This is a genomic window from Cupriavidus sp. GW822-FHT02D05, assembly GCF_058802485.1.
The window spans coordinates 499,782-519,729 of record NZ_JBXAOE010000001.1 but is presented as its reverse complement, the minus strand read 5'-3'; the positions used below and the strand labels follow the sequence as shown (position 1 = coordinate 519,729).

At 66.4% G+C, this 19,948-nt stretch carries 16 protein-coding genes; 1 reads left to right on the top strand and 15 read right to left on the bottom strand.

Going from position 1 to position 19,948, the window contains the following annotated elements; genetic code table 11:
- Positions 1 to 66: 66 nt before the first annotated feature.
- The 5 genes from AC1RQK_RS02380 to AC1RQK_RS02360 all read right to left on the bottom strand — a co-directional run bounded on the left by AC1RQK_RS02380 (position 67) and on the right by AC1RQK_RS02360 (position 4,743).
- Positions 67 to 1,383 (bottom strand): HipA domain-containing protein, encoded by a 1,317-nt coding sequence (locus tag AC1RQK_RS02380; protein ID WP_492375579.1) that lies wholly within the window; start codon positions 1,381 to 1,383, stop codon positions 67 to 69.
- Positions 1,380 to 1,652 (bottom strand): helix-turn-helix domain-containing protein, encoded by a 273-nt coding sequence (locus AC1RQK_RS02375; protein WP_183033991.1) that lies wholly within the window; start codon positions 1,650 to 1,652, stop codon positions 1,380 to 1,382. Before AC1RQK_RS02375 ends, AC1RQK_RS02380 begins: the two co-directional genes overlap by 4 nt.
- Positions 1,653 to 1,828: 176 nt before the next feature.
- A complete protein-coding gene (locus tag AC1RQK_RS02370; RefSeq protein WP_492375578.1) occupies positions 1,829 to 3,004 on the bottom strand; it encodes an acyl-CoA dehydrogenase family protein in 1,176 nt (391 codons plus the stop codon).
- 144 nt (positions 3,005 to 3,148) lie between these two features.
- Positions 3,149 to 4,489, bottom strand: coding sequence for a type II toxin-antitoxin system HipA family toxin (locus AC1RQK_RS02365; RefSeq protein WP_492807451.1), 1,341 nt, complete (start codon positions 4,487 to 4,489; stop codon positions 3,149 to 3,151).
- 2 nt (positions 4,490 to 4,491) lie between these two features.
- Entirely contained in the window at positions 4,492 to 4,743 is a 252-nt protein-coding gene (locus tag AC1RQK_RS02360) for a helix-turn-helix domain-containing protein (RefSeq protein WP_492807449.1), read from the bottom strand.
- Between the two features lie 266 nt (positions 4,744 to 5,009).
- Here AC1RQK_RS02360 and AC1RQK_RS02355 point away from each other — a divergent pair, with 266 nt between their 5' ends.
- Entirely contained in the window at positions 5,010 to 6,626 is a 1,617-nt protein-coding gene (locus AC1RQK_RS02355) for a class I adenylate-forming enzyme family protein (RefSeq protein WP_492807447.1), read from the top strand.
- Here AC1RQK_RS02355 and AC1RQK_RS02350 read toward each other — a convergent pair.
- From AC1RQK_RS02350 to AC1RQK_RS02305, 10 genes are all read right to left on the bottom strand, one after another.
- Complete coding sequence (locus AC1RQK_RS02350) at positions 6,623 to 7,480, bottom strand: AraC family transcriptional regulator (protein WP_492807445.1); 858 nt, start codon at positions 7,478 to 7,480, stop codon at positions 6,623 to 6,625. The genes AC1RQK_RS02355 and AC1RQK_RS02350 overlap by 4 nt on opposite strands.
- A 195-nt stretch (positions 7,481 to 7,675) precedes the next feature.
- Entirely contained in the window at positions 7,676 to 9,307 is a 1,632-nt protein-coding gene (locus AC1RQK_RS02345; protein WP_492807443.1) for a class I adenylate-forming enzyme family protein, read from the bottom strand.
- Between the two features lie 35 nt (positions 9,308 to 9,342).
- Positions 9,343 to 10,515, bottom strand: coding sequence for an ABC transporter substrate-binding protein (locus tag AC1RQK_RS02340; protein WP_150984552.1), 1,173 nt, complete (start codon positions 10,513 to 10,515; stop codon positions 9,343 to 9,345).
- Positions 10,516 to 10,579: 64 nt separating this feature from the next.
- Positions 10,580 to 12,838, bottom strand: coding sequence for a 3-hydroxyacyl-CoA dehydrogenase NAD-binding domain-containing protein (locus tag AC1RQK_RS02335; RefSeq protein ID WP_492807441.1), 2,259 nt, complete (start codon positions 12,836 to 12,838; stop codon positions 10,580 to 10,582).
- Between the two features lie 34 nt (positions 12,839 to 12,872).
- A complete protein-coding gene (locus tag AC1RQK_RS02330) occupies positions 12,873 to 14,702 on the bottom strand; it encodes an AMP-dependent synthetase/ligase (RefSeq protein ID WP_492807440.1) in 1,830 nt (609 codons plus the stop codon).
- A gap of 69 nt (positions 14,703 to 14,771) precedes the next feature.
- Positions 14,772 to 15,584, bottom strand: a complete 813-nt coding sequence (locus tag AC1RQK_RS02325; protein WP_492375570.1) for an ABC transporter ATP-binding protein — start codon at positions 15,582 to 15,584, stop codon at positions 14,772 to 14,774.
- Positions 15,581 to 16,378: an ABC transporter ATP-binding protein gene (locus AC1RQK_RS02320; protein ID WP_492807438.1), complete on the bottom strand. Its 798-nt coding sequence runs from the start codon at positions 16,376 to 16,378 to the stop codon at positions 15,581 to 15,583. The genes AC1RQK_RS02325 and AC1RQK_RS02320 overlap by 4 nt, the downstream gene beginning before the upstream one ends.
- Before the next feature lie 12 nt (positions 16,379 to 16,390).
- Positions 16,391 to 17,467 carry a branched-chain amino acid ABC transporter permease gene (locus AC1RQK_RS02315; protein ID WP_174426302.1) on the bottom strand — a complete coding sequence of 359 codons (1,077 nt, stop codon included), beginning with the start codon at positions 17,465 to 17,467 and terminating at the stop codon, positions 16,391 to 16,393.
- A 7-nt stretch (positions 17,468 to 17,474) separates the two neighbouring features.
- Positions 17,475 to 18,347 carry a branched-chain amino acid ABC transporter permease gene (locus AC1RQK_RS02310; protein WP_492375568.1) on the bottom strand — a complete coding sequence of 291 codons (873 nt, stop codon included), beginning with the start codon at positions 18,345 to 18,347 and terminating at the stop codon, positions 17,475 to 17,477.
- A 240-nt stretch (positions 18,348 to 18,587) separates the two neighbouring features.
- Complete coding sequence (locus tag AC1RQK_RS02305) at positions 18,588 to 19,199, bottom strand: methyltransferase domain-containing protein (RefSeq protein ID WP_492807435.1); 612 nt, start codon at positions 19,197 to 19,199, stop codon at positions 18,588 to 18,590.
- Positions 19,200 to 19,948: the final 749 nt, after the last annotated feature.

The window sequence follows — 19,948 nt, the reverse complement described above, 5'->3', positions numbered from 1 at the left end:
GGGGCCGATCCGCGTCGCAGGAAGGCTGAGGCGCTTCCCTGGACGAATGCCCTCTTGTGCAGGCAGCTATGCTGCCGGACTTCGAACTGGCCGTCTGAGCCGATCGGACATCTCCTTGAGTGGCATGGCCAGGATGGCATTGAGCAGCGGGGCCTCGCCACCATCCGGCGTGGCCTCAGCTTCGACTTGCGCTCGGACCTCATTCGTGGCCTGCGCTACGGCAGCCATCATTGCATCGAGCTCATAGGCCGCCGCCGTTGGACTCAAGCCAAGTTCCTGCCCCGCTTGAATCAGGTCGGTGCGCTGGAGGTCGCCGAAATGCCTGGCGGCCCCGATCGGCATGGACAATTCGGAGTCCGGCCAGTACGGCGCGGTGTCGCGAAAGTTCTTGGTGTCGTACACCACGGTGCTGACGATATCGTAGAACGGGGCAAGGCTGTAGCCGTCGGGATCCGCGAAGAACGACAGGTTTTTCATATGCGCGTCGCCGTTGCCAACCAGCACGTTGAACACAATCCAGCGGTAAATCGCCAGGCGCGAGGCGGCGCGGGTGCGTGTCAGCTCGATCAGCGCTCTCAGGGTCTGCGTCGAGGCTTGCGTGTATTTTAGTGTCCGGCTCTTGCCGCGCAGCTGCATGCCGTCAATGACATGCCGGCGCCGCACCTGGCCTTGCAGCGATTCACGATCGAAACGGGAAATAGCGAAGACCGGCGCAGGCACGCGCAGGAACGCCGTGGCTGGCACCGGCAGACCCACGCGCGCAGCCAGCCGCATGCAGAAGAACTCATTGATGGCAGTATGTGGCCATGCGGTAGAGCGTGCTTCCGGCTTCAGGATATGGGTGGAAGGCTCTGCGCCGATTGGTTCCAGCAATCGCTGCTCTCCTTGCCTGCCCTCCAGGATTGCCGCCAGCTTGTGCTGCGCGCCACCCACCGACATGTGCTTGGGCGCCTTCGCGTCAAGCGGGCGCCCCGGCAGGTCCGCGATACGGCGGTGCAGTTCTTCGAACGATAGCGGCACCCGGCCTGCGCCGGGTTCCTGCTGGCCCGGCGCCAGAAGCGTGATGGCCCCGGCCGATTCCGCGCCGTAGTACGCCAGCATGCCCCATGCGTCTTCGATATCGAGCCTTGCCGTGCTGGCCAGCACGGCGCGTTGGCCCTCTTCCGGCAAGAGGTTGTCGAAGAAGTACTGCACGGGACGGTCGGAACTGGTATCGACCTGAAGTGCCGGCCCTAGCGGAAGACTAGGGCTCAGGGCGAAGCGCCCGGGGTGATTCAGCCAGCCCGCGTCGTAGGCAAACGTCCAAACCCCGTTGTTGTCCGCCACTTCACCGATTTTTACGCCGTTGGCAAAGGCGATGAGCGTGCGCTCTTCTTCGCTCATTTACGCACTCGCCGGTTGGCGAGCCCGTCTTTGTCCGCCATCAGTTGCTGGACGCCGGAAGCCTCGCCGAACAGCGTCACGCCGAGCTCCTGTAGCAGGAGCAGCACCTTGCCGATTTGCGCGGTCTCCTTGCCACGTTCAACCGCTGAGATAAAGGCTGGCGAGAGTCCCGTGGCGCGGGCCAGTTCGTCGCGTGTGAGCTTCTGGGTCATGCGCGCAGCGCGGGCGAGCTGGCCAAGGCTTGCGGTTGCGGTAATAAGGTGCTGCATTGCGCCTTTCGTCGTGTTGATAACGTATCAGTACGAAGACAGTATAGAGTGCTATCTAGCAAAATTCCAGATATGAGACTCGATCTAATACGTTAGCTTGGTGACGGTTGGTTTTGCTTCTTAAAAAGCATGAGCGAATACGTTAACTGCTATTCCAGCCACCTCTCCGCCCCCCCTCAAAACCCCAACTGCCGCGCGGCCAGGTCTTTCATGATTTCCTCCGACCCGCCGCCGATCATCATGACCTTGACCTCGCGGTACACCCGCTCGCTCAGGGTGCCGCGCATGAAACCCATGCCGCCCAGGATCTGCACGGCCTGGTCGGCGCAGAACTGCATGGCCTGGGTGGCCTGGATCTTGGCCATGCAGGTGCGCGCCACCAGCTGCGCCGGGTCGCCGGCCTGGTGCTGCACGCGGTAAGCCAGGTCGTAGACGAGGTTGCGGGCGGCTTCGATGCGCAGGGCCATGTCGACCAGCTTGTGGCGGATCACCTGGCGCTCCACCAGCGGGTGGCCGAAGGTGCTGCGCTGGCGCGCCCAGTCGAGTGCTTCCTGCAGGCAGGCTTCGGCGTAGCCATAGGCGCTGGCGCTCATCCCCAGCCGCTCGGCGTTGAAGTTGCGCATGATGATCTGGAAGCCGCGGTTCTCCTCGCCGATCAGGTTGGCGGCCGGGATCCGGCAGTTGTCGAAGTGCAGGTGCGCAGTGTCGGAGGCGAGCCAGCCCATTTTCTTGAGTTCAGTGCGGGTCAGGCCGGGCGTGTTGCCTTCGATCAGGAGCAGGGAGATGCCGCCCGCGCCCTTGTTGGCGGGATCGGTGCGCACCGCGGTGGTGATGAAGTCGGCGCGCATGCCGGAGGTGATGAAGGTCTTCTCGCCGTTGACGATGTAGTGGTCGCCGTCGCGCACGGCGGTGGTTTTCAGGCTGGCCACGTCGGAGCCGCCGCCGGGCTCGGTAATGGCCAGGGCGGCGATCTTGTCGCCAGCAATGACCGCGGGCAGCACGCGTTCCTGCAGCGCCTGGCTGCCGGCCGCGACGATGGGCGGCACGCCGATGGAATGGGAGTGCAGCGACGCGTTGACGCCGCCGGAGCCGCAGCGGGCAAACTCTTCGGCCTGGATCAGGTGATAGAAGATGTCGCCGGGGGTGCCGCCGAAGTGTTCCGGGTAACCCAGCCCGAGCAGGCCGACTTCCGCGGCGCGGCGGTACAGCGAGCGGGGAAAGGTCCCGGCTTCGTCCCAGTCGTTCACGTAGGGCGTGATCTCGCGGGCGACGAAGTCGCGCAGCGTGCTGCGGAACTGCTCGTGCTCGGCGGTGAAATAGTGCGCAAGGGGCGGCAGGGTCAGGAGGCTCATCGTGGGTCCTGTCAGGGGGCTGTCAGTGGGCTTTCGGGTCGGGGGTGGCGTGCGGCATGCAAGCCGGCATCCCTCGACCATAGGCCGCGCCGTGCGCTTCGTCTTGCGCAAAGTGGTTGGCCCCGCCAAACCCCAACCAACCTCTTAGCCAGGCGGCATGCGATCGAGCTGCCGGGCGGATGCCTCCAGTCCTTGCAGGATGCTGTGCGCCACCTTTTGCGGGAAGCCCCCCGGCAAGGCGGCGCTGACCGTGGCAATGACAGCCGGCGTCTGCGCAATGAGCCGCTGAACGATGCCTTCGGCATCCGGGCCGTGGAAGCACTTGGGCGCCATGGCGTTGAAATGCCGGCGCTGCACGTCCTTGAACAGGTAGTGCCGGTTCTTGCCGGCCACCGCCATGGCCAGCTTGGCCTTGTGCCATGACCACTGGTTTGCCCCAAAGCCAACCACCGGCCAGATCGACATCACGTCATAGAGCGGCGTCATCCGGTAGCGCCCGCCAGGCAGCAGGCGGATGCTGAAATTCTTGGCATGCCCGTCGGGCGCCGCCAGCATCCAGAACAGGATCTGCGTGGTGAGGAAGATCTCCAGGTCTTCGTCGGCATGGGTCGATTGCCGCAGGATCTGGGCGATGTCGCGCATGCCAGGGCCGCCATCCGCCTCGTACTTCAGGTGCGGGGCGACGCCAAGCGCCTGGCAAAAATCCTCCTGCGGCAGGCGCAGGATCCAGCCTCCCGAGGAATGCATCTGCCGGTCGAAGCGCTGCACGCTCAGGACCTTCTGGCTGGCGAAGGTCTTGATTTCGCTACGCGCCACCGGCAGGCCATAAGCGGCGAGGATGGTCAGGCAGAGCCACTCGTTCTCGACCGAGGTACTGAGGTCGGCCCGCTTGTTGCCCACCAGTCCAAGCGGCAGCTTGAGGATGTGCGTGGTGGGCGTGGCGCCGTGGGGCTTCATCCACTGGTTGCCATGCCACAGCAGCGCGGTCTTTTCCTGCGCGCCGGCCAGGGAGATGCGGAAATCATCGTCATCGTCCTGCGCGCCCATGCCGGTGGGGCTGACCGTCTGCCGCAGCAGCTTTTCAATATCGGAGTCGGACTGCGGCGTACCGTCGATGCGGTCATGGCCCACCGGCTGTTCGTTCTCGCCGAGCAATTGCACGGCGCCGACGCAATCGCGGCCGATGGCTTCCAGCAGGTCGAAGGCTTCCGTGGTTGCCGCCTTGAAACGCGTGGCCAGGCGCTTGCGGATGGCATCGCTGTCGGGTAGCAGGTTGTCGAAGTAGTTGCGCACCCGGTCGCCCTTGAGCGGGGAGGTATCGACGCCGAAGGGAAGCGACAGGGAAAGCGGGCGTCCGGCGGGCGAGGCCAGCCAGCCTGGGTCGTACTGCAATTCCATGTCGCCCCGCGTGGGGATGCGCCACGTCCCTACCCGCTCGCCATTGGCCCATACCGACAACGCCCGCGCATGCGATCTGCGGCCCATGGCTACCACTCCACCGGCGAGGCGTCGGCGCCTGCCGCGTGCCGATCCTGCACGACGAGTTCCAGGCCGAGGACGCTGATCAGCGCCAGCAACTGGTCGGCGCTGATGCTGCCCGGGTTGAGCTCCATATGGGAGATGCGGCTCTGGCTGACATCCAGCCGCGCGGCAAGGTCCGTCTGCGACAGCTTGGCGGCGCGCCGTGCGGATTGCAGCACTTGCCCGAGCTGGCTGGGGGTGGTGAGCAGCTGTTTCATCGTGGTCATCCGGAGTTACCCATCAAATGCGTAATCTCACTTTACAAATAATATGGGTAAATTGCAAATATCAATTTCATGGGTATTTTTCAAATACCCATGTCATGCGTAATCTACGTCCACCGAGACGACGCTGCCGCCGCCATACGCAGCGACCCAGCCACTTTCCGCAAGCCTTGCCCCGCGCTCCTTGGCTACGCTTGCCGCTCTGACCTGCCCCGGTCTTTGCCGCATCCAACTTGACATCCAACGCCAGGAGAGCCCGCATGATTGCCAACCCGCCGCCCGCCACCATTGGTGCCGCCCTTCGCCAGGCCAGCCAGCGGTGGGGCCAGCGCACTGCCTACCGCTGCGGGCCGCAGGCCCACACCTTTGCCGGGATGGAGGCCAGCTCCGCGCGCCTTGCCTGTGGGCTGCTTGGCCTGGGCATCGCCCGTGGCGAACGCATCGGCGTGATTGGCCTGAACCAGATCGAGTGGCTGCAGCTGTTCTATGCCGCAAGCCGCATCGGCGTGGCGGTGGTGGGCCTGAGCGTGCGCTACCGCGACAACGAGATCGAGCATATGGTCAACGACAGCGCGGTCAAGGCGGTCTTCACGGTGCCGGAGTGCGAGGGCTTTGATTTTCCAGGCATGCTGGCACGGCTGGCTCCGCGCATGCCGGGCTTGTCGCATGTGGTGCTGATCGACCCAATCGACACAATCGACACGGCGCCATCGGCCGACACCAGCTCGCTGCGGCTTTCCACGCTGCTGGCCACCGCGCCGGACCCGGCCGTACTGGAGGCCGCCGAGGCGCAGGTCGTGCCGCAGGACCTGGCCATGGTGATCTACACCTCGGGCACCACCGGGCGGCCTAAGGGCGCGGGACTGTCCCATCGCAGCATGCTGGCGGCAGCCCTGGCCCAAGCGCGCCATGTGCGCACGAGCGAGGCCGACCAGCTCCAGCTGGCCCTGCCCTTGAACCATGTGGGCGGCATCACCTGCGGGGTGCTGAACTTCCTGCTGGGCGGCGGCACTTGCGACCTCGTGCCAGCCTTCAAGGCGGACCTGGTGCTCGCCAGGATGCGCCAGCACCCGCCCACCATCTTCTCGGGCGTGCCGACCATGGCCACGCTGCTGCTGATGCATCCCGACTCGGCCAAGGTGGACTTCTCCTCCGTGCGGCTCGTGATCGTGGGCGGCGCCACCGTGGACGCGGCCCTGCTGGAGCAGTTGCAGGCCCGCATGCCGCAGGCGACGGTGATGAACCTGTACGGCCTCTCGGAATCCTCTGGCGCGATCGTCATGACGCCCTGGGACGCGCAGCGGCAGGACCTGATGCAATCGATCGGCCGTGTGTTCGACGCCGCCGAGGTGCGGGTGGTCTCGTTTGCCGGCGAAAGCCTGGCCACGGGCGAAATCGGCGAGCTCTGTTACCGTGGCGCGGGCGTTTGCCCGGGCTACGTCGGCGGCGCGGCCGGGGAGGATGGATTCGATGCCCAGGGCTGGCTGCACTCGGGCGACCTGGGCTACGTGGACGAACGCGGCTATATCCACTTGAAGGGGCGCAAGAAGGATATGTATATCCAGGGCGGCTTCAACGTCTATCCGGCCGAGATCGAGGGCGTGATCGCGCGGCACCCGGCGGTGATGATGGTCGCCGGCATTGGCGTGCCCGACCCCGTGCTGGGCGAGATCGGCCGTTATTACATCGTGCCCAAGCCTGGCTGCCAGGTCTCCGAGCAGGAAATCCGCGCGTACTGCGGGACCCGCCTGGCCGACTACAAGGTGCCGCGCCAGGTGGTGCTGCGCGAAGCGCTGCCGCTCACGCCGGCCGGCAAGATCCACAAGGCGGCCTTGCGCACTGAGCACGCGCCGGATACCCCTGCGCGGCCCGCCTAGCCGGGCATGCCGCTGCCCACCTCCGCAAGCTCGCCAATCAGGGCGAGCTTGCGCGAGCCGGCAAAGATATCGCTGGGTTTGAGTCCGTAAACCTGGCGGATGGAATGGCTGAAGTGGGTGGAGTCCGGATAGCCGGCATCCAGCGCCACATGGGCCAGGTTGGAGTCCTGGGTGACATAGTGCAGCAGGCTGCGGGCGCGTTTCCAGGTCCGGAAGCTGCGGAACGGCGTGCCGACATCCTCCTTGAACAGATGCAGGAAGCGCGAGAAGGACAGATGGGCCGATGCGGCGCATGACTCGGCCGTGGCCGTGGCCGACGGCGCATTGCGAATGCGCTGCACCGCGGCCTCGATACGCGGGTCCAGCTTGCGCGGCGCCAGCGCGTGCCCGAAGAAGATCTGGTCGAAGCTGTCCGCCTGCAGTTCCAGCTCCCGGCCGCGCTCGCTCAGGTAGGCATGCGCTTGGCGCACATGGCGCACAAAGGCCGGATCGTCCACCGGCCCTGCCCGCTCGCGTATCACCGGCGGCAGGCGCGCCAGGTCGATGCTCTCCGCTTCCAGTGCGAGGTCGCAGATCATGCGGTCGTCGCAAGCAACCGAGTGCGGCATGTACGCCGGCACCACCGCCAGTTCCGTGGATGCCCAGGGTCCGTCGTCAAAGCGGATGCGGATGGGTGCACGCAAAGCCACATAGATCAATAGCCCACCCATGGTGCGGACCGAAGGCGAGCCAAGCAGGCCGGCGTAGAACAGCCTGTCGGGGGTGAGCCACATCACCCGGCCGGCTCCGTCCCGGGCGCCAGGCGCCACGGTCGTCGCTGGCGGGCACGCAATGCCTGGTGCTTGCATCTGCATGTCCTCGTCTCCTGCTGGCACCGTCCGCGCCCCGATGGGGGCATCGTCAGGCCTGCTAGTTATTTGCTCTCGGTGCGCCGCCATGATGCGATGCAAAAATGCGACGCAAAAAGCAGCGTAGCCGGGGCTACCGGCTACGTCTTGCGTCAGGTGGCTATGTCAGGTGGCTATGTCAGCCACAGGCGGGCCCGGTGCTCAGCCCTCGCCAGGGTGCGCGTGGTGCGCTTCGTGGTGCTCATCGTAATGCTCGTGATAGCGCTGGCGCAACGCGAACTTCTGGATCTTCCCGGTGGAGGTGGCCGGCAATGCCGCCAGCAGCAGCACCGCCTTGGGCACCTCGAAGCCGCCCAGGTGGGCCCTGCAGTGCGCGCCCAGCTCGTCGTCCTCCACCCGCGCGCCGGGCTTCAGGGTCACGAAGGCCGTCACCGCTTCGCCCCAGCGCGCATGCGGCAGCCCGACCACTGCCGCATTGGCCACGGCGGCATGGCGCAGCAACACTTCCTCGACCTTGATCGAGGGCACGTTTTCGCCGCCGCTCTTGATCATGTCCTTGATACGATCGAGGAACAGCAACTGGCCATCCTCGTCCAGCACGCCAAGATCGCCGGAGTGATGCCAGCCAAAGCGCTGCACGCGGGCGGTAGCCTCGGGGTCCTTGTAATAGCCCAGCATCACGTTCGGCCCGCGAAACACGATCTCGCCGGGCTCGCCCGGGCCGAGCAGCCGGCCGTCGTCGCTCATCACCGCCACCTCGTTGACCACCGTGCCCACGCCCCAGAAGGCGCCAAAGCGCTTGCGCTGCTCCTGCGCCTCGAAAATGGTGGCCGCCGGGTACATCTCGGTCTGGCCCGAGCACAGGACGAAGTTGGGGCAGAACGCATCCAGCAGGCGCAGCAGCAGGTTCTTGGGCAATGGCGCCATGCCGTAGATGCACAGCCGCACGCTGGAGAGGTCGGTCGCGGCGAACTGCGGGTGCTCCAGCATGGCCCGGTACATCATCGGCAGCGCCACCACCACGGTGACGCGGTGCCGGGCCAGGTCCGCCAGCACCCGGGCCGGATCGAAGCCGCGCCCGATCACCACGGCATGGCCGCCCAGCAGCGCGCTCATGGTATTGCCGTGCTGCGCGCAGTGGAACATCGGCAGCAGGCAGGTAAAGACTTCAGTCGCCGTCCCGCAGTCGGTATCGACCAGGTTGGCCGCCAGCACCGAATGCACCGAGGCGTGGGAATGCATGACACCCTTTTGCGGGCCGGTGGTGCCGCTGGTGTACATGATCTGTGCCAGTTGGCCGCTGGCGATGTCCACATCTGGCAGCGTGGCCGGCTGGCCAGCCAGCGCGTCGGCATGCCGGGTAACGGCTAATCCGGCCATCTCGCCTGCCACCTCGCCCGCCGGCTCCAGCAACACGACGGGAATGCGCAACGCCGCGACCAGCTCGCCGACGCCGGGCCGCGCCAGCACGGACGCGTCCGCCACCAGGCGCGTTACCTCCGCGTGTTCCAGGATGTACTGGATCGCATCCGGCGCCAGCGCCGTGTTGATCGGCACCCACACCATGCCCGCTTTCTGGATACCCAGCAGCGCCACGATCATGTCGATCGAGTTGTTGCACAGCATGCCGACACGCTCTGCGCTGCGCATGCCCTGGGCCAGCAGGTAGTGGGCAAACTGGTTGGTGGCGGCGTTCAGCGCCGTATAGCTGAGGCTGTGGTCGCCCTCGATCAATGCCGTGCGGGCGCCGAAGCGCCGGGCGCTGCGGTGGATCACATCGCCCAGGGCGATGCGCCCGATGCGCTCGCGCGCCTGTTCCGTTGCCGTGCTCATGGTTGTCTCCGGTTGTTCATGAATGCCGCGCCCGCTCAGTTCATCTTGGGCGGCGGCAGCAGGTCGCTGGCCGGGATCCACTTGTCGCCAGCCACCTTCATGATGCGGATGCGGTCGTTGCTCAGGCGGTTGCTGGCGGAGACATTGAAGCCCGGGTTGCCCAGCGCGTCCTGCGGTAGCTTGGTCGACTCCATGGCGGCGTTGAAGGACTCCGCGCTCAGGTTGCGCCCGGCCTTGTCGGCGATGGTGGCGAAGGTGGTGTAGGCGTAGTAGCTGAACATCGAGTACACGCCCGGGTCTTCATTGAAGCGTTTCTTGTAGGCGGCCGCCCATTGCCGTACCGCCGGGTTTGCATCGTCCGCATAGGGCAGCATGATGAAGGCTGCCGCATGCAGGCCTTCCATGGCCTTGCCGCCGAGCAGCGGCACCTGGTGCGCGTAGTTGGCGGAGGTGCCGGCGAAGACCGGGTTGAAGCCGATCTTGCGCGCTTCCTGGACGGAGGCGATGTACTCGCGCATCGTGGAGGCGTTGAACACCAGGTCGCAGTTGGCCGCCTTGAGCCGCGCCATCTGCGAGGAAAAATCGGTGGCGCCGCGCTTGTACGACACCTTTTCCACCAGGGTCATGTTCCTGGTCTTGAGGTAGGCCTGCACACCCTCCACGGACTCCCGCCCGTAGTCGTCGTCCTGGTACAGCGCGCCCACCCGCTGGTAGGGCTTCTGCTTGAAGAAGTAATCCATGATGGTGGTGGACATCAGGAAGTTGGACGGTCCCAGCGCGATCTTGTATGGGCTGGCCGGCTCATACATGTCGCGCGCGGCGCTCTGCGGCATGAAGTTGAAGACCTTGCTTTGCACCAGGAACGGCAGCGTGGCCATATTGGGCGCGGTGCCCAGGTGGCCGATGATGGCGAACACGCCATCCTGCGTGACCAGCTTCTGCGCGGCCAGCACGGCTCGCTTGGGCTCGTAGCCATTGTCTTCCACCACCACCCGCAGCTTGCGGCCCTGCACGCCGCCGCGGGCGTTGATCTCTTCCACGGCCATGGTCATGCCGTTGCGCGACTCCTTGCCGTAGTTGACGATCGGCCCGGACATATCGGTGATCAGGCCGAGCACGATTTCCTTGTCGGTGACGCCGCGCGTCTGCGCGCTTGCGCCGGCGCTGAGCGCGAGCGCAATGGCGGCGATGGTAGTCTTCAAGATCATGGTTGTCTCCTTGTCTTATCGGTTCGTTGCTTGTTCGTTGCCTTCTTGCTGGTTTGCCTTGGCTTCAATGCACGCTCTGCGGCGGCTTGGGTCCCGACTGGATCCTGCTTTGCACGGACCGAGAGTCCTGCGGTAATGAGATAGGCGCATGGCACTGTGCCTGGCCGCCCGGTGCTACGGCATCGGCTGCGGGCGGCGGCGCGCACCAGTCGGACAAGCGCTGCCCGCTTTGTGCCAGCGCCGCCAGCAAGGGGGAGATGTCCCAGTAGTCGTAAGGATTGCCGCGCAGGCGGGCGTAGCGCTCCAGCCCGGCTTTGACGCGGGGCAGGCCAATGCTGTCCGCCTGCCACACAGGGCCCCCGAGATAGTCGGGAAAGCCATAGCCGGCGGTCCATACCATGTCGATGTCTGCGGGCCGGCAGGCCATGCCCTCCTCCAGCAGCTTGGCGGCCTCGTTGATCAGCGGAAAAATCAGGCGCTCGATGATCTCGGCATCGGTAATGTCGGTGCGCTGGGCGATGCCGTGCGCGCGGCCCAGCGCGGCGCAGATGCGCTCGGCCTCCGGGTCCGCCACCGGCTCGCCGTCCGGATAGCGGTAGTAGCCCGCGCCGCTCTTGCAGCCGAGCCGCCCCAGCATGAACAACGTACGCACCACCGCGCGATAGGCGGGATCCGGCGGCAGTCCCCCGGCCTTGCCGTACTCCAGCACGATCTTGGCGCCCGTGTCGATCCCGGCCAGGTCCAGCATGCGGCACGGCCCCATCGCCATGCCGTAAGCCTGCATCACGGCATCCAACCGCGCCGGGCTCACGCCTTCCATGAGCAGGAACTCGCTCTCGCGCAGGTAGGCCTCGGCCATGCGGTTGCCGATAAAGCCGAAGCACACGCCCGTCACCACCGCTACCTTGCCGAGCCGCCGGGCCAGGTGCATGGCAGTCATCAACACATCCGGCGCGGTGGCGCTGCCGCGCACCACTTCGATCAACCGTCCGCCATTGGCCGGGTTGCGGAAATGCAGCCCGGCGAAATCGTCCGGCCGGCCGCAGGCCTCGGCCAATACCTCCACGTCCAGCGTGGAGGTATTGGTGGCAATGATTGCGCCGGGCTTGCAGATCTGGCCAAGACGGGCGCACACCTGCTGCTTGAGCGCCATGTCCTCGACCACCGCTTCGATCACCAGTTCGCAGCCGGCCAGTGCGTCGTAGTCCAGCGTGCCGGCAATCAGGCCCATGCGCCTGGCCACCTGATCGGGCTGCAGCCGCCCGGCCGCGGCACTGGCCTCGTACTGGGCGCGCACGGATGCCAGGCCCTTGGCCAACGCCGCGCCGCTGGCCTCAACCAGCGTTACCGGCAAGCCGGCGTCCGCCAGGCTCATGGCGATGCGCCTGCCCATGGTGCCGGCGCCCACCACTCCAGCGGTATGCAGCGCGCGCGGCGTGATGCCCGAGGGCACCCCGGGCACGCGGGCCGCCTGGCGCTCGGCAAAGAACAGATGGCGCAGCGCCCGCGATTCCGGCGACGCCACGCAGGCGGCAAGCAAGGCGGCCTCCACCGCCTCGCCCCCGGCGAACGGCAGCGTCGCTGCCGCCTCCACCGCTTGCACAATTGCCGCTGCCGCGGGATAGCGCGCACGCTCCTGCGTGGCGCGCTGCAAGGCCTGCGCGAAGAAGTCCGGCGGGAGCCCGGCAACAGGCACGGACAGCCTCGACAGCCGGCGCGGCGGCGCTCGCTTCGCCAGCAGGTCTTCCAGAAAATGAAGGCCGGCGGCCAACGGCTCGCCCGGCACCAGCGCATCGACGATGCCGGCGGCCAGCGCTGCCTCGGCGTCGAGCATGCGCCCGCTCAGCATCAGGTCCAGCGCCAGGGCCGCCCCGCAGGCGCGCGGCAGCCGCTGGGAGCCCAGCGAGCCGGGCAGCAGCCCCAGCTTGATCTCGGGCAGCCCGACCCGCGTGCCGGGCGCGGCCACGCGGTAATGGCAGGCCAGCGCCAGTTCCAGCCCGCCGCCCAGCGCGGTGCCGTGCAGCACGGCCACCACCAGCCGTTCGCACGCTTCGATCCGGGCCAGGATACGGTTGTAAGGCGCAGCCGTGAAATCCGGGGCATCAAATTGCGCGATGTCGCCGCCCGCCACGAAGGTCCGGCCCGCGCACCAGATCAGCAAGCCATCGAGGGAGGAATCGGCCTCGAAGGCGGCCACCTTGGCATCCAGCCCCGCCACCGTCGCCACCGAGAGCGCGTTCACCGGTGGATGGTCGATGCACAGCAGGCCGATGCGGCCATGCCGCACCAGGCTGACGGGAACCGCTTTGTCTGCATCGCTCATGGCGCCTCCTGTCTCCTGTTGGGGCCGCTTGCGTTCAGGCCACCTTGGCCAGGTACATCGACTCGATCAGCGCGCTGTATTTGTCGTTGACCAGCTTGCGCTTGAGCTTCATGGTGGGCGTCAGTTCCTCGTCCTCGGCGCCAAGGCGGGTCTCGATCAGCCTGAATGCCTTGATCTGCTCGACCCGCGCGAACTGCTTGTTGACACGGTCGATCTCCTGGCCCACCAGCGCGATCACCTCCTTGCTGCGGCACAGCGAGCCGTAGTCGGAGAAATGCACGTCGTGCTCCTGCGCCCACTGCTCCACGTTGTCCTGGTCGATCATCACCAGGCAGCTCAGGTAGGGCCGGCGGTCTCCGATCACCACGGCGTCGGTCACATAGGGGCTGAACTTGAGCTGGTTCTCCCACTCGGACGGCGTGACGTTCTTGCCGCCAGCGGTGATGATCAGGTCCTTCATGCGGTCGGTGATATAGAAGTAGCCCTGCTCGTCCACCCGGCCCACGTCGCCCGTGCGCAGCCAGCCGTCGGCCATGGTCTCGGCGGTCTTGGCGGGCAGGTTCAGGTAGCCCATGAAGACCTGCGGGCCCCGCACCAGCAGCTCGCCTTCCTGCGAGACCTTCACCTCGGTATGCGGCAAGGCAATGCCGATGCTGCCCGGGCGTGTCCGGCCGGGCGGGTTGCAGGTAGCCGCGCCGGTGATCTCGGTCATGCCCCAAAGCTCGTGCAGCACGATGCCCAGCGCCATATACCAGCGGATCAGGTCGGGCGAGATCGGCGCCGCGCCGGTCACCGCCAGCTGCACGCGGTTCAGGCCCATCATGCGGCGCACGTTGCCCAGCACCAGCGTATCGGCCAGCCAGAGCTTCAGGCGCGCGGCCAGAGGCAACACCGTTGCCTGCCCGTCCTCGTGCACGCGGGCCTGCCCGGCGGCCAGCGCCCAGTCATAGGCCCAGCGCTGCAGGCGGGTCGCTTCCCGGACCGCGATGGTCACGCTGGAATACAGCTTCTCCCACACGCGCGGCACCGCCAGGAAGGCGTCGGGCTGGATCTCGCGAATGTTGTCGAAGATGGTGTCGGGGTTCTCGACAAAGTTGACGACGGCACCGGACAGGATCGAGTAGTACTCGCCAAAGATCCGCTCCGAGACGTGGCACAGCGGCAGGAACGCCATGCGCTCGCCGATGGTGGTGGCCGGGAGGAACTCGCGCAGCGTCAGGCAGCTGCGCAGCACATTGCGGTGCGACAGCATCGCGCCCTTGGGCCGTCCCGTGGTGCCGGATGTATAGACCAGCACCGCCAGCGCGTCGGCGCTGCCGGCGGCCAGCCGCGCCGCCACCAGCCCCGGTTGCCGGGCCCTCGCTTGCCTGCCGAGTGCCAGCAGCGCGTCAAAGCTGAGCACGCCGGGGTCATCGAAGCCGGCCAGCCCTTCCATGTCGTACACGATCGCCTTGCGCAGCCGTGGCAGGCGCTCGCGCACCTCCAGGTACTTGTCCAGCTGCTCCTCGTTCTCGGCGAAGAGCATGACGCTGCCCGAGTCGTGGCAAAGATACTCCACCTGCGAAGGCGAGTCGGTGGGATAGATGCCGCTGACCACCGCACCGGCGGTGAGTGCGCCAAGGTCGCTCCACACCCATTCGCGGTTGGTGCTGGACAGCACCGACACCACCTCGCCTGCCTGCAGGCCCAGCTCGGCAAGGCCGGCGGCGACATCGGCCACGATCTCGCCCACTTCGCGCCAGCGATAGCTGCGCCAGACGCCGAGGTCCTTCTGCCGCATCATCACGGCGTCGGCGCGCTGGGCCACGGCGTGCCAGAACATCTGCGGCAGGGTCTCGAATGCCGCTTCGGAAAGGGGCCGCATGGTGTGCGCCGTCGCCATTGCCGTTGCCATTGCCATTGATTGCTCTCAACTTGGTGATCGTTTAGCGCGCTACCGCCAGGTCTTGCGCTTTTTCCAGCGGCGCTCGCCGCGCACGCCGTTGTCCTTCATGCCGAGGTAGAACTCCTTGATGTCGTCCTTCTCGCGCAGCACGGCGCAGGTGTCCTCGGCCACGATGCGGCCGTTCTCCAGCACATAGCCATAGTCCGCCGCGTTGAGCGCCATATTGGCGTTCTGCTCCACCAGCAAGATGGTGGTGCCGCGCTCGCGGTTGATGCGCACCACGATCTCGAAGATGTCCTTGGTGAGCTTTGGCGACAGGCCCAGGCTGGGCTCGTCGAGCAGGATCAGCTCCGGCGCGGCCATCAGCGCGCGCGAGATCGCCAGCATCTGCTGCTGGCCGCCCGAGAGCAGGCCGGCATCCTGCGCGGCACGCTCGCACAGCACCGGGAAGTAGTCGTAGACCATTTCCATGTCGCGCGCCACGCCGTCGCGGTCGCGCCGCGTATAGGCACCCATCAGCAGGTTGTCGCGCACAGACAGCAGCGGGAACACCTCCCTCCCCTCGGGCACGTGGCTCAGGCCACGCCGCACGATCTGGGCCGGATCCATTGCAGCGATGCTCTCGCCCTTGAAGGCGATGCTGCCGCGCGTCGGGTCCAGCACGCCGGAAATGGTCTTGAGGATGGTGGTCTTGCCGGCGCCATTGGCGCCCAGCACGGTGGCGATGCAGCCGCGCTGCACGGCAAGGCTCACGCCCCGGATCGCCTTGACCGGGCCGTAGGCGCTTTCCACGTTGGCCAGCGCCAGCACGGGCGTGCCGTGGATTTCGCGCATCTTGTCAGCGCCTTCCATCAGGTTCATGCGGCCCTCCGCAGTGAGGCTACGTCGTCTACGGAGCCCAGGTAGGCTTCGATCACGCCGGGGTGCGCCTGGACCTCGGCCGGCGTGCCCTGCGCCAGCACCTGGCCCTGGTTCATCGCCAGCACCCGGTCTGACACGCGCGACACCAGGCTCATGTCGTGCTCCACCATCAGCACGGTGATGCCCAGCTCGCTCTGGATATCGCGGATCCACCAGGCCATGTCCTCGGTCTCTTCCACATTCAGCCCGGAAGACGGTTCGTCCAGCAGCAACAGCCGCGGGCTGCTGCACAAGGCCCGCGCCAGCTCCACCACCTTGCGCACGCCATAAGGCAGGCCCGCCACCAGCGCGTCGCGGTGCGCCTGCAGGTCCAGCAGCTCGATCATTTCCTCGGCCTTGTGGCGCGCGGCCAGCTCCGAGCGGCGCGCGGCGGGGGTAAACAGCAGGTCAGCCCAGAAGCCGCTGGCGCGATGCGTGTGGTGGCCGATCAGCAGGTTCTGCAGCACCGTGGCGTGCTCGAACAGCTCGATATTCTGGAAAGTGCGCGCGATGCCCTGCGCGGCGATCGCGTGGGGCGGCAACCGCGTCAGGCTGCTGCCCTGCCACAGGATCTCGCCGCTGGTGGGCGGATAGATGCGGCTGATCAGATTGAACACCGTGGTCTTGCCAGCCCCGTTGGGCCCGATCAGCGTAAAGACCTCGCCGCGCCGCACATCGAAGCTCACGCCGCCAAGCGCCAGCACGCCGCCAAAGCGCACTGACAGGTCGCGCACGCTGAGAAGAGTGTCTGTCATGTGCGGGCCTCCTTATTTCAAGCGCTCGGAGCGCTGGAAGGCCTTCTGGCGCCGGAACATACCCTGGCGATAGAAGGGAAACAGCTCCAGGTACGTGCGGATCTTGCACCAGCGCCCGTACAGCCCCATCGGCTCGAACAGCACAAAAGCCATCAGCACCAGCCCGTACACCAGCGCCTGCAGGCCGCTGGCTTGCCCGATGGCAGGCGGCAGGAGATCCTTCGCCAGCACGATCATCTGCGGCATGACGATCAGGAAGATCGCGCCAAGAAACGCGCCATGCACAGAGCCCAGCCCGCCCACCACAACCAGCAGCAACAAGTCGATCGACTGGGCAATGCCGAATTGCTCGGGCGAGATATAGCGCAGCTTGTGGGCATACAACGCCCCCGCGATGCCAACCAGCGCGGCGGACAACGCAAACGACAAGGTCTTGTAGCGCGCCAGGTGAATGCCCATGCTCTGCGCCGAGATCTCCGAGTCCCGGATGGCGATGAAGGCCCGCCCCGTGGCGCTGCGCAACAGGTTGAGCACGGCCAGCGTGGCCAGCAGGCAAACCGCGAGCGACAGGTAGTAGAACGCCACCGGCCCGTCAAGCACATAGCCCCACAGCTGCGGCGCGGCCACCGGCAGGCCGGCATTGCCGCCGGTCACGCTCTCCCAGCGCGCCAGGACCTCCTCGACGATCAGGCCGAAGGCCAGCGTGGCGATCGCCAGGTAGATGCCCTTGACGCGCAACGCCGGCAGGCCCACCACCACGCCCGTCAGTGCCGACAGCGCAGCCGCGGCCAGCAAGGCCGGCACGAAGGGCACGCCGTGGCTGGTCAGCCAGGCCTGTGTATAGGCGCCCACGCCAAGGAAGGCCGCATGGCCGATCGACAGCAGCCCCGTGTAGCCGGACAGCACCATCAGGCCCAGGCCCGCAATGGCGTAGATCAGCACAAAGCCAAGCTGCGCGATCCAGTAGCTGCTGGCCCAGCCCGGCGCGATCAGCAGGCAAGCCATCAGTAAGCCGTACCAGAACACATGGCCCGGGTGCCTGGCCAGGCGCAGGTCCTGGCGATAGTCGGTCTTGAAGAGGAATCGCATCGCGTCTCTACACCTTTTTGCGCAGGTTCTCGCCGAACAGGCCGTTCGGCTTGACCACCAGCATGATCAGCACCACGACATAGGCCGCGACGTCCTTGAAGCCCTCGGGCAGGTAAAAGCCCGCCAGCGACTCCACCACGCCAATCACCAGCCCGCCCACGATCGCGCCCGGCAGGCTGCCGAAGCCGCCCACCACCGCTGCGGGGAAGGCCTTGAGGCCGAGCATGCCCATGCTGGCGTGGACAAAGGTGATGGGCGCCAGCAGCAGGCCGGCGATCGCGGCCACCGACGCCGACAAGCCCCAGACCAGCCCGTTGAGCCGCCGCACCGGAATGCCCATGTAGTAAGCGGCAAGCTGGTTCTGCGAGCTGGCCTGCATCGCCACGCCGATGCGGCTGTAGCGGAACACCAGGTAAAGCACCACGCAAAGCGCCGCGGTGACGCCGATCACCGCCACCTGCTCCACGCTCAGCACCAGCGCGCCGGTGCGCCACACCATGCCCTGGTAAGGCACCGGCAAGGTATGCGTGCCGGCGCCGATGCCCGGCACCATGGTGATCAGGCCGCGCATCACGTAGCCCATGCCGATGGTCAGCATCACCACGGCGAACTGCGGCTGGCCCAGGATGGGGCGAATCGCCAGGCGCTCGACCAGCATGCCAAAGCCTGCCATGCCCGCCACCGTCAACGGCACGGCAAGCACCAGTGGCAACCCGAGCATGGTCAGCACCACGCCAGCGAAGGCGCCCAGCATCATGAACTCGCCTTGCGCGAAATTCACCGTCTCGGTCGCCTTGTAGATCAGCACAAAACCCAGGGCGATCAGCGCATAGATGCAGCCCAGCGCGATCCCCGAGATCGTCAATTGCAGGATCTCCAATCTTGTCTCCTGTGCCGGCCGCCCCTTGCCGCGCGCGGTGTGCGGGCGGCCGGGGCCGATCTCGGAATTGGGTGGGTCAAGCGCGCCCGATGGCACCGGGTGCGACGCGTGCCGTCTTGCGGCTGCTGTGACTGGTGCCACCGTAACAAAACTACCGGCGTGGCTCTTGTGTGGACTGGCTGTATATGGATTGGGGATTACCCATGGATAACGCAGCTGGCGCTGTGCGCCGCCAGGGGATCAGCGGCGCACCAGCACCACCGCAAGCTCGAATGCGCCGCTCGGATGCGTGACAGCGCCGAACGGCGGCTTGGGCCATTCCCATTGCTGGGCGGGGAACAGCGCGCGCATGGCGTTGATGTCGCAGTGATACGGCGGCCCTTCCACCACGCCCTGGCCAGCGCTGTCGCGGCGCATCTGCATGAACAGCGCTAGCAGGCGTCCGCCGGGACGCAGCCAGGCATGAAGTTGAGCGGCGTAACGGGTCCAGTGGTCGGGATGCAGCGCGCACAGGCAGGTCTGCTCATAGATGGCATCCACCGGCGTAGCCGGCTGCCAATGCAACACGTCCGCCTGTTCCAGGTCCGCTTGCAGTCCGCTGCGCTCCAGCCGGGCAAGCGTGCGGGCCAGCGCCCCGGGCGCGTAGTCGATACCGCTGACCCGCGCGCCATGCGCGGCCAGCGCGGCGACTTCCCAGCCACCGCCACAGCCGGGCACGACCACACGTTCCCCGGCCTGGATGACGCCTTGCGCCAGCCAGGCTTGGAGTTGCGGGCTGGCGGATTCGCGTTCCCAAGGGGTTTGCCCGGATTCGAAGCGGGTTTGCCAGAAGTCGATGGTGGGTCCTGTCATTGGGGGCTCCTCTTATTTTTTTGAAGTTTCCGGTCTGCTGTTTCTTTTGCTGATTCTTTGAGCGGCGTTGGTTTTTGCACCCAAGGGCCATACGACATCCCCCTGCGGGGGCTGCCGGTCACTCTTCTTTGCGTCGGCAAAGAAGACTAACGAGAAGAAAGCCGACCCTGCCGGGCGCAGAGCAATAAGGCTCCTGAGCCTCGGTGGTTGCGTCGTACGGCCCGGAGTGTTGGCTAGCGAATCCTACCGGCCCCAAGGACATCATTTCTGCATGACCCATGGGTTACGTCGTGCAGCCCCTGACCTCGCTTGCGGTGACCATTCACACATCTGCCGTTCGCGGGGCGAAGTGCTGCGCCGTTTCGGGTGTGGCTGGTTTCGTGGTTTTGTCTCGGAGGACGAGCGCCGTGGGTGCGAGCGCGGCCCTAGCGAACGGGCCACGGTGCCCACCACGAAACCCTGGAAGCTAAGAGCAAGACGCAGATAGAGCCGGTACGGCAGGGCATCAAATACCCGGGCGCCCGCCGCCAGAGACAAAACCACGAAACCACCAAGGCAGGCAGAATCGCGGCGCTGCGCACCGCGAACGGCAGATGCCCGAACGCTCACCGCGCAAAGCGATCAGGGGCACCACCACGTGACCATTGGGTCATGCCGTAGAGATGACCTACAAGCCGGCATGGCAAAGGCCAGCCAACACTCCGGGCCGTACGACGCAACCACCGAGGCTGAACAGCCTTATTGCTCTG

Bases quoted from the DNA above. Each gene is read 5' to 3' on its own strand.
- AC1RQK_RS02380 (WP_492375579.1), bottom strand. From the start codon at position 1,383: ATGAGCGAAGAAGAGCGCACGCTCATCGCCTTTGCCAACGGCGTAAAA.
- AC1RQK_RS02375 (WP_183033991.1), bottom strand. From the start codon at position 1,652: ATGCAGCACCTTATTACCGCAACCGCAAGCCTTGGCCAGCTCGCCCGC.
- AC1RQK_RS02370 (WP_492375578.1), bottom strand. From the start codon at position 3,004: ATGAGCCTCCTGACCCTGCCGCCCCTTGCGCACTATTTCACCGCCGAG.
- AC1RQK_RS02365 (WP_492807451.1), bottom strand. From the start codon at position 4,489: ATGGGCCGCAGATCGCATGCGCGGGCGTTGTCGGTATGGGCCAATGGC.
- AC1RQK_RS02360 (WP_492807449.1), bottom strand. From the start codon at position 4,743: ATGAAACAGCTGCTCACCACCCCCAGCCAGCTCGGGCAAGTGCTGCAA.
- AC1RQK_RS02355 (WP_492807447.1), top strand. From the start codon at position 5,010: ATGATTGCCAACCCGCCGCCCGCCACCATTGGTGCCGCCCTTCGCCAG.
- AC1RQK_RS02350 (WP_492807445.1), bottom strand. From the start codon at position 7,480: ATGCAGATGCAAGCACCAGGCATTGCGTGCCCGCCAGCGACGACCGTG.
- AC1RQK_RS02345 (WP_492807443.1), bottom strand. From the start codon at position 9,307: ATGAGCACGGCAACGGAACAGGCGCGCGAGCGCATCGGGCGCATCGCC.
- AC1RQK_RS02340 (WP_150984552.1), bottom strand. From the start codon at position 10,515: ATGATCTTGAAGACTACCATCGCCGCCATTGCGCTCGCGCTCAGCGCC.
- AC1RQK_RS02335 (WP_492807441.1), bottom strand. From the start codon at position 12,838: ATGAGCGATGCAGACAAAGCGGTTCCCGTCAGCCTGGTGCGGCATGGC.
- AC1RQK_RS02330 (WP_492807440.1), bottom strand. From the start codon at position 14,702: ATGCGGCCCCTTTCCGAAGCGGCATTCGAGACCCTGCCGCAGATGTTC.
- AC1RQK_RS02325 (WP_492375570.1), bottom strand. From the start codon at position 15,584: ATGAACCTGATGGAAGGCGCTGACAAGATGCGCGAAATCCACGGCACG.
- AC1RQK_RS02320 (WP_492807438.1), bottom strand. From the start codon at position 16,378: ATGACAGACACTCTTCTCAGCGTGCGCGACCTGTCAGTGCGCTTTGGC.
- AC1RQK_RS02315 (WP_174426302.1), bottom strand. From the start codon at position 17,467: ATGCGATTCCTCTTCAAGACCGACTATCGCCAGGACCTGCGCCTGGCC.
- AC1RQK_RS02305 (WP_492807435.1), bottom strand. From the start codon at position 19,199: ATGACAGGACCCACCATCGACTTCTGGCAAACCCGCTTCGAATCCGGG.